Source organism: Calditrichota bacterium, from assembly GCA_013112635.1.
Taxonomy (GTDB): Bacteria; Calditrichota; Calditrichia; order Calditrichales; family J004; genus JABFGF01.
The window spans coordinates 76,265-89,086 of record JABFGF010000005.1; the positions used below are offsets into that span (position 1 = coordinate 76,265).

Here is a 12,822-nt window from a genome sequence, read left to right on the forward strand (position 1 = left end):
TAACCTATGTGTTATTTAATGAGATTAAATTTTCCAAACAAAGTTTGTTTTAAATGACCTTTACCTGGGTGTATTATTTGGTAAAAATATATGCCGCTTGCTAAATCCGCCTGGTTTAAATTTAGATGATATTTTTGAAGACCTGTTTTTACAGCGAAATTGTCAGCAAAAACTTCCTTTCCGATTATATTAAAAATCCTAAACAGCGCATTATTTGAAGCCAGATTTGATTCAAACTGAATTTGCGTTTCCCCATTGAACGGATTTGGATAATTACCAAGAAGTTTGAAAGAAGTTATTTCACCATCTGGCGTTTCCAATCCGGTAGGATTTGTTGAGGCAGCTAATTTATAGTCATTTTTTTCTGCACTGTTTTCCAGGGAAATTGACAATGTTGCTTCTCCACTGCCAGGTTCGGTTGTTGTATTAAAATGAATACTAAAATTCAATACTCCTCCGCCGGGGATTGTATCGCTAATAGTAGAAACCCATGGTGCAAAGCAACTTTTGAAGCAAAGTGAGCTGCTCCAGTTATCCGGAAGGTTCTGATTTTCCCGTGTTATGAAAACTACTATTTCACTTTCCAACGTGTTGGTAATAGTTCCCTCAATTATCAGCTCTTCCATGGGTTGGCCGCTGATGCTGGAATCTTCGAAGTGAACACTGTATGATTGTGCAAAGCTTATTCCGCTAATCATAATTAAAGCAAAAAACATACGTATTAATTTATTCATTTTTATCTCTTTTTAATAATGTCCTAATTGGTATTTTAATCGGACCCTGATCTTGCCGAAGGGTGCATGAAACAATAGCTATTTGACCAATAACATTTTCTTTGTTTGTTTAAAATTTCCGGCTTTAAGGGTATAATAATAAATCCCGGATGCTAAATTATCTGCATCAACTGAAATGCTATAGGCACCTTTATTTTGTTTTTTGTGAACAAGAGTCCGGACACTTTTTCCCATAGAATCATAGATCGTTAAAGTTACAACGCTGCTCTTTGGGATTGTATAATTTATTGTTGTAATTGGATTAAAAGGATTTGGGTAATTTTGTGCAAGTTTAAATTCCGTTGGGTTTATTACTATTTCTTTTTCAAGATCGGTAACAATTCCAAACCAACTCAAAACACGATCAACAAGTAAATCCCTGTTTTCCTGCCCACTGATTTGTTCAAGCCCAATGCCCATATAAAAAGTTTTATAAGTTCCGCTATCATGGCGCAGGGCAGCACCTTTGCCATTGGAATAGTTTAATGCTGCAACCGATGTTCCGCTTTTTGATGAAATACTTTCTTCATAGTTGCTTGTTGAGCCATATGGAGTAGCTAAATTAAAATTGAAACCATCGCCAATAGGATCATTGGCAACACCAACAATTTTTGATGCACCGGCATCATCTGCATCATAGTTTGCATCCAGATAATTCTGATAAAATGATTTTGCGCTTTGGGATGTTGAAGAACCATTTGAATCAAAAATATCCCAACCGATATCCTGTCCAAATAACATCAGGTTACCGCCATTATCCAGGTAGTTTGACATAAAAGTAATATCTGCAGCTTCAAATGCAGGAAATCCCCAGGAAACATTCCAGATAACAGCTTCATATTGCACATCAGTTTTGGATAAGAATTCCTGAAGATTACCTTGTGCCACTGAAATATATCCTGGCGCCAGTTTATCCAAAGCTGTGAAAAAGTTGTTTTCAAAAGATGCTCCACCATCATCATCAACAAAAAGGATATCGCTGTTGGCTGTAATTACGGCTGAAAAATTTGTGCTGACCCCATATCCAAAATTTCCCGGATCGCTTAAGTTTTCCGCGAAAACGTTTAGCTCAAAAAAACCACTTTCCGGAGTTGTGATTTCAAGGCTGAAATGCAATGTGTCTCCCGGGGCAAGCGTAACTTCTTTTTGGTCAAAACTGCCGACTTTATCTGATAACCCATATAGCCAATCACCTTTTCCTTTTGCATCTGTTGTTTTAAGTAAAAGACTAAGCGTGTCCAAATTATCATTGGCTATAAAGTAATCTTTGTTTATCGTTTTTTGAGGATCAACAATATGCAGGTTTTCAACATCAGAGACGGATTCCATAAAAAAGGTGGGAATATTTATATTGGATTGAATTATCTCTTTTGTGTCGTCAGATTGTACCCATGCTACAACGGCCAAATCATCCAAATGCCAGTATCCTTTTGTAGCAACTGAGAATGAATAATATAAGCTATCACTATTTGTAATTGACTCTATTGATGTACCCTGTGCTGTCGGTAACATTGTGCGCATTACATCATGAAAAATTTTTTCACCATTTGATCCTGGAGGAGAGTTGTAAGTTTTCTTACGTTCAATAATGGCAACCCTTAACTTTAAGTTAGTCGCAGCAACATCCTGTAAGCCCAAAACCTGAATATTTGTTTTTACGCTGTCCTCAGCAAACTTAGCAGAAACGTTTATTTTTATTGGTGAAAACTTGGCTAGTTGGGAATTCATCTCTGATCTCATTTTGGGGATATTTCCCGGCGTTCCTTTCGAGATGCCGTCAATTGTATAAGCCGGGACACTGTTTATACTATAATAATTTATCCTGTTTTCGTTATGGCTTTTATTAGCGCCGTACATGGGATCGTCGCTTCCTGGCCACCAGGCATGATAGCGTACAGTAATTACACCGCCAAAATTTTTAGAGCAAAATTCCTGCAGACTGGGATTATTTGCAGCACAAGGTCCGCAACTTGCGTTTGTTGCTTCTTCCAATAAAACAATACGCCTTGTTTGTGCTTGAGATTGACTAAAAAACAGAAAAATAAATATTAACAATGCACTTAAAGTAAAATACTTTTTCATTTGAACTCCTGCGTTATTGTCCACTTACATATTTAATGGATTTGTCGTTTTTATTTTGTAAAAATGCGATCACTTTAATATTTGAATAGTCCCAATTATTATTCCATAACTTTGAATAAGATTTAGAATACACCGATTCTGTTATTGCAAAACTATCGCCTTTTTTATCACTTAAAAATCCTCTGAAAACCCAGTTAAAATCTTTTAAGCCATTGCTTCCAGGCGGCGAATCAAAAGAAATATTGTTTTCTGTAATTGCACAGAACAAAACCATTTCATCCAGATTGGCAACTTCTTCCATTTGGAACAATTCTACTTCAACTTTCAAAGAATCATTACTAAGCAGCTTACTTACGCTTACACCAATTTCGTCATTCATCTCATTATATTTTTCAGAATAAGAATCAGTTATTTTAGACAAGGAGTAGGGATCTGTCCAGGATCCGGCAACCCTTACTCCCGGAAGTACACCAATGTTATAACGCATAACTCTTTCAATAACATCAGTTGGCGCAACTTGATAGAATGGATCGTTTGATTTTGGCCAATTGGCAAAATATTCAAGAATGAAAAATGTAGAATCGTTATTGTTATGGCTAAAAGATTCTAGGTTTTCCGTGGCAGGTACGCAAGGATCACAAGAAACATTCGCAAAAGACTCTAGCAATACAGCATTTTGTACTTGTAATGATTTCTGGACAACTAGTTGCTGATTTTCCGAAATGTTTGTGCTTAACTTATAATCTTTATAGCCATTTTTTTTGATAATAATAGTATGAGGGCCTGTTGATAATTTAAATGCGTTTGGTGTTGTTTTACTTTGTGGAGTTCCATCAATTATTAGGACAGCATTTGCAGGTGTCGTTTCAACAACCAGTTCGCCAAAAGAATTTAGTTTTCTCAATAGAAAATAAATTGACTTAACAGAATCAGGCTCCACGGTAACTAAAAAACTATCCTGGTCTGATTGGTAACCATTTAAAGCAACTTGTATTTTGTGGTTTCCGGGATTTACAGTCAGTGTGTCTGGCGTAAATTTCTGCGTAGATTCATCATTTAAGAATATAAGAGCGCCTTTTGGATCGGAATGTATAATGATCTTAGCTTTTTCTATATTGTTTGTAAATTCTACCGGTTGTTTAATCCCGCATGACAAGCAAAGCAAAAAGGTCAGGAATAATATATTACGTTTCATTTGGTTATTAAATCTTTAGTTTTGTGGATTGGCTCCAGATAAAATCAAATAAAATCCTACAGGCATTTGCAACAGAATTATGTTCGATGGCTATCATGGTTAATTCAGTTGATTCACTTTCAAGACTGTCCAGCGCAAACATCACTGCTTCATTATCAAAAATAATCATCTTAACCGGTAGCTTTTCAATAACCCGCGCATCATGGCCTAGGTTGATTTCATTTTCAAGACCATCAGAAAGCCAACTATAGTTTTCAAGTTCTTCCCGTTCGTATATCCCTCGTGATTTTGCCCCGCGCTTAAGAATGTCCATTTCATAATCCTGCTGTTCAACAGCTTTGTCAGTTGTATCACATGCGTACGGACCTTTGTTAAATGTTAGCAGCTCATTTTTAGTATTATTAACTAAACTGAGATATTTGTGATGGATTTGTTTTTTGTCTTTTAGTATTTCTATAAAATCTTGTGAAAGGTTATTTTCTTTTCCTTTTTCAAAAACAGGCGAAAGAACATTTGATAAACCGGCCGCTATTTTTTCCTTTTTAATAAGATCCTTTTTTTGATATTCTATTATCTTTTGCAAAACAATTTTAGGATCTTCTGCAATATATATATTTGTGACACCAACCTTTTTTTCTTTACAAATACCCCGTTTAACCATTTTTTTCAGGACTTCATAAATTTTTGTGCGCGGTATATCAACTGCTTCCTGGAGTTCTCCGGCAGAGAACATTTTTTTGTTTATCATTGTGAGATAAACTTTTGATTCCCTCTCGGAAATGCCTAATTCTTTTAATTTTTCCAGGTACTTGTTGGTCATATCAATTAAAAATGATTTAATATTATTCTTTGTTACCCCTTTGGGGGGTAAATTTAATTCATGTTTTTTGGGAAAGCAAGAGTAGGTTTGACATTATTAAAGATAAAATAGGCTTATTTAGATTTTTATCACATTTTTCCTTGTTTAAAAATAGGTCTTTCATTTTCTTCGAATTTTTTTATATATTTCATGCTTTATTTTTCCGGCACTACCAAACTCATCAAAACAAAACTCAACATATAAAAGTATTTTATGGAGGAAAACGCCCATGGACGCAAACAGGGGACAATGGAATTCCAAAATTGGTTTTATTATGGCTGCTGCTGGTTCGGCAATTGGTTTAGGAAATATTTGGAGGTTTCCGTACGTAGCAGGTGAAAATGGCGGAGGAGCTTTTGTTTTATTATACATTGCTTTTGTTTTTGCCATAGGATTGCCATACATGTATGCCGAGTTATCTCTTGGGCGTGCAACAAAAAAAAATCCGGTTGGAGCAATTCAAACAATCTTACCGGGTTCTCTTTGGAAAATTGGCGGTTATCTTGGCGTTTTCATTGGGATTGGTATTTTGTCTTTTTATGGCGTTATTGCCGGATGGACAATTTTATACATCTATAAAATGATGTTGGGTGATCCCGGAGGTTTTCAGGAATTAATTGCGAACCCAACAGTTGTTGTTCCACTTTTTGCATTCTTTATATTTCTAACCGGTTTTGTTGTTTATCGTGGCGTTTCTGAAGGAATTGAAAGATGGTCAAAAATATTAATGCCTGTCTTTTTTTTATTGCTAATTGGCATTATTGTTTTTTCTTTCACTCTCGATGGAGCCACAAAAGGGTTAGAATTTTATTTAAAACCAGATTTTTCGAAGATAACATTTTCGACAGTTTTGGCCGCACTCGGTCAGGCATTTTTCTCTCTTAGCCTTGGTATGGGCACTATGATTACTTACGGCTCATATATCAGTAAAGAAGATAATATTATTACATCGGGTATTGCCGTGGCAATATTTGATACTATGATTGCTATCATGGCCGGACTAATAATTTTCCCAGCTCTTTTTGCCATGGGCGAAGATCCGGCGGTAGGGCCACTTCTCGTTTTTGTTGTATTACCAAAACTTTTTGCCGCAATGCCAGGCGGATTAATTGTTGGTACAATCTTCTTTATACTGCTTTCAGTAGCTGCCTTAACTTCAACGATTTCATTGCTTGAAGTACCGGTGGCTTATGTAATTGATGAACACAAATTATCACGCCCAAAAGTAGTATGGATTGTGGCGATTATCGCATTTATATTAGGTATCCCATCTGTGTTGTCGCAGGGGGCATCTGAATTTTTAACAAATATCGCCATCTTCCCGGAATCTTTTGCGGACCCTGATTTTCTTAGCCAGATGAGTTTTCTGTTTGGAGATATAGGACTGGCTGTTGGAGCAGTAATTTTGTCGCTGTTTATTGGCTGGAAGTGGGGATTAAATAAAGCAAATGAAGAGATTGAAATTGGTTCACCCGGTTTTGGGAATGCCAAACTCATTTGGGGAATATTAATAAAATTTGTGATTCCTCTGGTTATTTTTATTGTGTTACTTAGTACCATCCAAATATTTTAGATTTGCTGAACCGCAAAGAGTGGAGAGAACGCTAAGAAATAAAAGAGATGATTGCATCAATGACAAGGGATGAACTCAATAAACTTTCAAATAAAATAATTGAATTGGCAATCAAGGTGCACAAAACATTGGGGCCAGGTTTCTTAGAATCTGTTTATCAAGAAGCCCTTGCCTATGAATTAAGCAAAAGTAATATTGCCTTTGAAAAGGAAAAGGGATTACCGGTAGCTTATGAAGATATAAAATTAGATATTGGTTTTAGATGCGATTTTTTAGTTGAAGAAAATATTATTATCGAAACAAAAGCTGTTAAAAAGATAACTGAAATTGATTCAGCACAATTAATAAACTATTTAAAAGTAACGAATCTTAAACCTGCATTACTTTTTAATTTTAATGTGAAGCTTCTTAAAGATGGTATGCATCGTTTTGTAAATAATTTCTAAAATAGTTCTTCTTCGCGTTCTTCCCGCATTTTGCGGTTAACAACAAAAACCTGAAAGGAAAAACATGGGATTTTTTGATTGGTTTCTACAAATTACTACGAAGATAGACGGCATAATGTGGGGGCCTCTAATGATTGGCCTACTTTTAATAACTGGTATCATCCTTACAATCTGGACCCGTGGTATCCAGTTCACACATATGTGGCATTCCTTAAAATTAATCTTTTCCAAAGAATCCCGTTCCGAAGAGGGAAAAGGAGACATTTCACCATTTGCCGCTTTGATGACAGCACTGGCAGCAACTGTTGGAAACGGTAATATTGCCGGTGTAGCAACAGCCATTGCTATTGGTGGGCCTGGCGCACCTGTTTATATGTGGATTGCAGGTATTTTCGGGATGGCTACAAAATATGCTGAAGGTTTTCTTGGTGTTCAATATCGTGAAGTAGCACCCAACGGCACAATGGCCGGCGGACCAATGTATTATGTAAAAAACGGCTTGAAAAATAAGCAATGGGGAAAAATTCTTGGCGGCGCTTTTGCAATTTTTGGTGTGATTGCCTGTTTAATTGGCACTGGAAATATGGCCCAGTCCAACTCAATGACAGCCTCCCTTGCAAATACAATTAACCAAATGTTTCTTGGTGGCGTTTCCGGGGAGCAGGCACCGGATTATTATTATTTCATCATTGGGGCAATAATCGCACTGTTGGTAGGAATGGTCATAATTGGTGGTATAAAAAAAATCGGCCATGTTTCTGAAAAACTTGTACCGGCCATGATTGTTTTCTACATCTTTTTTGCTTTGTGGGTTATTATTGCAAATTTTGATCAAATTCCTGCAGCTTACTCTGTTATCTTTGCTTCTGCTTTTGGTCTGCAACCTTTGGTTGGCGCTTCGGTTGGTTTGGCAATTCAAAATGGGGTTAGTCGCGGATTGCTTTCCAATGAAGCAGGCCTTGGTTCGGCGGCTATTGCGCAGGGTGCTTCTGCCTCTGATGCCCCGGAAAAAAATGGTCTTATAGCCATGACCGGTGTTTTTATTGATACAATTTTAGTGAATACAATGACAACTTTAACAATTGTTTTGACCGGCGCATACACATTTACACAAGCATGGCGTGGTGCAGGTGTTGAGGGAAATATTACCAGCATCCTGGTTACGCAGCAAGCATTTGATAGTGTTATTCCATGGGGATTAGGTGGAACCATTATCGCTTTTTCATCTTTTATATTTGGTTATACAACACTTATAGGTTGGTCTTATTACGGTGAAAAGTGTATCGAATACCTGGGTGGTGATAAGGTAATAATGCCATTCCGTTACACATTTATTGCTTTCTTATTTGTTGGAGCGATTATTACGCCGCTTGCAGGTGAAAGCCTGGAATACTTAAACATTGTTTGGAATCTTGGTAATATTGGAAATGCTTTAATGGCCGTTCCAAACCTTATCGGTCTACTGATTCTTGGAGGAGCCGTAGCAGCTTATTTTGATGTGTTTAAGAAGTACGCTAATTTTTCTGGTCGAGCAAGGCGGCGAGAATACTTTACGTTCGGGATATTTAATTTAGTTATTTCATTTTTTCTTGGATTTATTGAAGGTCTATTGGGAGGCCCAGGTGTTGTTGCGATAATTTATAGTTTGGCGGTTCTAATTCCTGGAATAGCTTTGTCTGTTAGAAGATTACATGATATAAGCCTATCTGGCTGGTGGCTTCTAATTATTTTTGTCCCAGTTATTGGTGCGGTAGTACTTCTAATTCTCATGATTCTAAAAGGAGCAGATGAAGAAAATGAATTTGGGAGCATTCCAGAGGTAGCTAAATCTTCATTTAGCTTTATATAGTGTTTATTTCACATTCACTCTCTCCCAGAAGGCGTGTTGGTTTTTCACCTGCACGCCTTTTTTATTTTGAGATAAACTGTTTACACCGATTTTATCGAGTATAAATGTCAGAGCGCCCTGCAAAATACTACAAGGCTATTCCATTTACTAAATTGTATTTGAATCACATCCTCATAATCTTTAATCTTGGCCATTCAAAAAATCGATGCTATCACTTTGAATGATTGCATCGTTACTAGAAACACATAGGAGAACTTCCATTTTAGAAATGATGCGCTACTTGTGGCCCTATATGATGCGCTACAAGAAAAAAGTATTTTTCGGCTTCCTGTTTATAGGCCTTTCAAATTTTATTGGCATTGTCCCGCCGGCCATTGTTAAAAATGCCATCGATTATATTAAAGACACTGTTGAGATAAACCAGCTGCTTAAGTTTGCAGGTTTAATAATCGTCTTCACAGCATTAAGCGGATTTTTCCGTTTCCTGATGCGCCGGACAGTAATTGTGGTTTCCCGCCTGGTGGAAAATGATCTTCGCAATGCTTTATTTAAAAAGCTGCAATCACTGGATCGAAACTGGTATCAACACAATAATACCGGTGACATAATGTCCCGGCTCACAAATGATTTAAATGCTATCCGGGCTGTACTGGGTCCAGGTGTTATGTACACGGTAAACCTTGTCACCATGTTTATTTTTGTAACGGTAATGATGTTCAATATTAGTCCATTAATGACGCTGATCGCCCTTTTACCGGTCCCGGTTATGGGCATCGTTGTAAATCGAATTGGTGCTGTAATCCACAAACGTTATCTGGCAGTACAGGAACAATTCGCACGTATAAGTACAAAAGCGCAGGAAAACTTGTCTGGTATGCGCATAATAAAATCTTATGTTTTAGAAGACAGCGAATTAAACCATTTTAATGAATTGAATGATGATTATATCAAAAAAAATATGGCACATGCCCGCGTACAAGCTGCGTTTCAACCTTCTATGATGTTGATTGTGGGAATTGGCTCTGCGTTAATTTTATTGTTCGGCGGTAAACTTATAATAAGCGGCGTTATTACCCTCGGAGATTTTGTGGCCTTTACTTTGTATATGGGCATGTTGATTTGGCCTTCGATTGCTCTTGGCTGGGTGATGGGTATTTTTCTGCAAGGAACAGCGGCTTTTAAAAGATTGCAGGGAATTTATAATGCAAACGTGGATATCGAAGAGAGGGATAGTCAACTTCTCGAAAAAGTGGATGGAAAAATCCAGTTTATGAACCTCACCTTTTCTTACCCACAAACAGATCTAAATGTACTTAATGACATCCAGCTCGACATTCATTCCGGTGAAATAATTGCTGTTGTTGGACGTACGGGTGCCGGTAAATCCAGCTTGATGCATTTATTGACGCGCGAATTTGATGCTCCTGCAAAATCAGTTTTTGTGGATGGCCGGGATATCCTGGATATTGAATTGGAAAGCCTGCGTGCTGCCATCGGTTACATCCCGCAGGATACGTTTCTTTTTTCTGAGACAATTCGCGATAACATTGCTTTTGGTGTAAATGGTGCTTCTAATGAAGAAATTGAATGGGCAGCAAAAATGGCCCAGATACATGATTCGATTTTGGACTTACCGGATGGCTATGATACTATGCTGGGCGAGAGAGGTATTAATGTTTCGGGAGGGCAAAAGCAGAGACTGGCCATTGCCCGGGCCATCTTGAAACAGCCACGAATTTTATTACTGGATGATGCATTATCCGCCGTAGATACAATCACCGAAGAAGCGATTTTAAACAATTTGCGCGAAGTAATGAAGGGCAAAACATGTCTTTGGGTGTCTCATAGAATTTCTTCCATAAAAGGGGCAGACAAAATAATTGTTCTGGAGCAAGGAAAGATTGAAGAGCAGGGAACACATGAAGATCTTTTGTTAAATAATGGGTTGTATGCCAATCTCTATGAAAAACAAAAGCTGGAAGAAACACTTGAGTTGACAGAGTAGTATCGTGTATAGGACAATGTTTTTAACCACAGATTTTCACGGATTTGCACTGATGAAAACATTTGCTATAATTTTTCTTCTCGCAACAAATATCTTCTCTCAAAATGAAGTTTCAGCGCAAGAAGCACTTTTTAAACACAAACAAAAACTGTGGCAGCATTCCAGGTCATTAAATAGAACAAGCACATCCGATAACCCTCAAAATAAATACGATGCATTGTATTATAAGCTCGAACTCGATATTCAATTCAATCCAAAACTACTGAGTGGCAAAGTAACCGGCAGGTTTCAAAGTAATACAAACGTTTTAGATACACTGGTTTTGGATCTGGATAATGCGATGCACATTACTTCGGTTTCCGGCCCGGTAAAAAGCTATCATCACAGCAATCAAAAAATAGAAATTGAACTATCCCAATCCCTTTTATTAGGTGATATTATTGAGATTAAAATTGAATATACCGGCATCCCAGATTCAGGAAATGACAGATGGTTTGTTTTTGATCAGCTTATTGATGGCTCGCCCCATGTGTGGACATTGAGTGAACCTTACGGTGCAAAATATTGGTGGCCCTGCAAAGACTTTCCGGCTGATAAAGCCGATTCGGTTGATATTATTGTCACTGTTCCGCAGGATCAAATTGTTGCTTCAAATGGAACGCTGCAATTTGACATTATCGCTGGTGAAAAAAGAACATTCCATTGGCAAGAAAAATATCCCATCGCTACTTATCTTGTTTCTTTAGCCATTGGGCCTTATGCCCACTTTACCGATAGTTATACCTTGCCTGACAACAGCTCCATGTTACTTGATTATTATGTTTATCCTCAGTTTGAGGAAACAGCCCGTGCAGTTTTTCCAAATGTAAAAAATCATCTGGATGCTCTGACTTTTTACTTTGGGTCTTATCCTTTTTCGGATGAGAAATACGGCATGGCTCAATTTGGCTGGGGCGGTGCCATGGAACATCAAACCATTAGTAGTATTGGCAATGTAAGAGAAAGCTGGGAATATGTTTATGTGCATGAGCTAGGGCATCAGTGGTTTGGAGACGCGTTGACTTGTGCTTCATGGACTGACATTTGGCTAAACGAAGGCTTTGCTTCTTACTCCGAAGCACTGTATGCGGAGTGGGCCGGCTTCCAGGGTCTTGAACCGGGATTTGATTCATACAAATCATATATGGGAACACAGAAATATTTAGGCGATGGAGCTTTGACAATTTCTGATACCAGCGTCGTTTCTAATATTTTTGACCGAATTGTATATGACAAGGGTTCTTGGGTTCTGCATATGCTGCGTTATGTTCTGGGTGACGAAGCTTTTTTTGAATCATTACGGACATATGTTTCTGAATTAAAATACACATCTGTGCGTACAGAAGATTTTAAAAATGTTTGTGAAACAATATCAGGAAAAGAGTTAGATGCTTTTTTTGATCAATGGTTAAACTATCCTTTTTTTCCACGATATGCTTTTAGCTGGGAGCAAGCAAGCTCTGAAGAAAAAAAGTCTTTGATTCAAATTACCATATTGCAGGAACAGTCATATCCGGTTTATGAAATGCCAATCGATCTTCAATTCATTTTTCCATCCGGAAACGATACAGTTATCCAGATTTTAAACAACCGGGTTGAACAAATATATATGATGGAGTTTTCTGAGGTTCCTTTATCTGTAAATTTTGATCCGGATGGCTGGGTTTTGAAATCAGTTCAGGATGAATCCGGCGGTAGTTATTCATCGGAGATTAAAATTGAAAATATTTACCCAAATCCATCAAATTCGGATGTTACAATTGTTGCAAAATATTGGGGTCAGGGAAATCTGGAGCTACAGGTTTTTGATTATCTGGGACGAGAGATAAAAAAGCTAAAACCATTTTATGCTTCAACAATTCATAAATATTATTACAAATGGGATGGCCTTGATGAGCATGGTAATAGGGTAGCAGACGGAATATATTTTGTGTCACCAATTGTTAAAAATAAAGCTGTCTCAAGCGGACGTAAGATTGTAATAATAAAATAAAGGGCAGT

At 37.5% G+C, this 12,822-nt stretch carries 9 protein-coding genes; 5 read left to right on the forward strand and 4 right to left on the reverse strand.

Annotation, left to right across the window (positions count from 1 at the left end):
• Positions 1 to 11: 11 nt before the first annotated feature.
• From HND50_13890 to HND50_13905, 4 genes are all read right to left on the reverse strand, one after another.
• The gene (locus HND50_13890; protein ID NOG46327.1) at positions 12 to 734 is read right to left on the reverse strand and encodes a T9SS type A sorting domain-containing protein; all 723 of its coding nucleotides are present in this window, start codon (positions 732 to 734) and stop codon (positions 12 to 14) included.
• A gap of 78 nt (positions 735 to 812) precedes the next feature.
• Positions 813 to 2,855 (reverse strand): Omp28-related outer membrane protein, encoded by a 2,043-nt coding sequence (locus HND50_13895; protein ID NOG46328.1) that lies wholly within the window; start codon positions 2,853 to 2,855, stop codon positions 813 to 815.
• 13 nt (positions 2,856 to 2,868) lie between these two features.
• Entirely contained in the window at positions 2,869 to 4,050 is a 1,182-nt protein-coding gene (locus HND50_13900) for a PEGA domain-containing protein (protein NOG46329.1), read from the reverse strand.
• Between the two features lie 7 nt (positions 4,051 to 4,057).
• The gene (locus tag HND50_13905; protein ID NOG46330.1) at positions 4,058 to 4,870 is read right to left on the reverse strand and encodes a hypothetical protein; all 813 of its coding nucleotides are present in this window, start codon (positions 4,868 to 4,870) and stop codon (positions 4,058 to 4,060) included.
• 268 nt (positions 4,871 to 5,138) lie between these two features.
• Here HND50_13905 and HND50_13910 point away from each other — a divergent pair, with 268 nt between their 5' ends.
• The 5 genes from HND50_13910 to HND50_13930 all read left to right on the forward strand — a co-directional run bounded on the left by HND50_13910 (position 5,139) and on the right by HND50_13930 (position 12,814).
• Positions 5,139 to 6,482, forward strand: coding sequence for a sodium-dependent transporter (locus HND50_13910; GenBank protein ID NOG46331.1), 1,344 nt, complete (start codon positions 5,139 to 5,141; stop codon positions 6,480 to 6,482).
• 59 nt (positions 6,483 to 6,541) lie between these two features.
• Positions 6,542 to 6,928, forward strand: coding sequence for a GxxExxY protein (locus tag HND50_13915; GenBank protein ID NOG46332.1), 387 nt, complete (start codon positions 6,542 to 6,544; stop codon positions 6,926 to 6,928).
• A 64-nt stretch (positions 6,929 to 6,992) separates the two neighbouring features.
• Positions 6,993 to 8,777 carry an amino acid carrier protein gene (locus tag HND50_13920; protein NOG46333.1) on the forward strand — a complete coding sequence of 595 codons (1,785 nt, stop codon included), beginning with the start codon at positions 6,993 to 6,995 and terminating at the stop codon, positions 8,775 to 8,777.
• A gap of 220 nt (positions 8,778 to 8,997) precedes the next feature.
• On the forward strand, positions 8,998 to 10,782 hold the full coding sequence (locus tag HND50_13925; protein ID NOG46334.1) for an ABC transporter ATP-binding protein: 1,785 nt from the start codon (positions 8,998 to 9,000) through the stop codon (positions 10,780 to 10,782).
• Positions 10,783 to 10,834: 52 nt separating this feature from the next.
• Positions 10,835 to 12,814: a hypothetical protein gene (locus HND50_13930; GenBank protein ID NOG46335.1), complete on the forward strand. Its 1,980-nt coding sequence runs from the start codon at positions 10,835 to 10,837 to the stop codon at positions 12,812 to 12,814.
• Positions 12,815 to 12,822 lie beyond the last annotated feature (8 nt).

Coding starts and splice junctions, on each gene's coding strand:
- HND50_13925 (NOG46334.1), top strand. CDS start 8,998: ATGATTGCATCGTTACTAGAAACACATAGGAGAACTTCCATTTTAGAA.
- HND50_13905 (NOG46330.1), bottom strand. CDS start 4,870: ATGACCAACAAGTACCTGGAAAAATTAAAAGAATTAGGCATTTCCGAG.
- HND50_13900 (NOG46329.1), bottom strand. CDS start 4,050: ATGAAACGTAATATATTATTCCTGACCTTTTTGCTTTGCTTGTCATGC.
- HND50_13915 (NOG46332.1), top strand. CDS start 6,542: ATGACAAGGGATGAACTCAATAAACTTTCAAATAAAATAATTGAATTG.
- HND50_13930 (NOG46335.1), top strand. CDS start 10,835: ATGAAAACATTTGCTATAATTTTTCTTCTCGCAACAAATATCTTCTCT.
- HND50_13890 (NOG46327.1), bottom strand. CDS start 734: ATGAATAAATTAATACGTATGTTTTTTGCTTTAATTATGATTAGCGGA.
- HND50_13920 (NOG46333.1), top strand. CDS start 6,993: ATGGGATTTTTTGATTGGTTTCTACAAATTACTACGAAGATAGACGGC.
- HND50_13910 (NOG46331.1), top strand. CDS start 5,139: ATGGACGCAAACAGGGGACAATGGAATTCCAAAATTGGTTTTATTATG.
- HND50_13895 (NOG46328.1), bottom strand. CDS start 2,855: ATGAAAAAGTATTTTACTTTAAGTGCATTGTTAATATTTATTTTTCTG.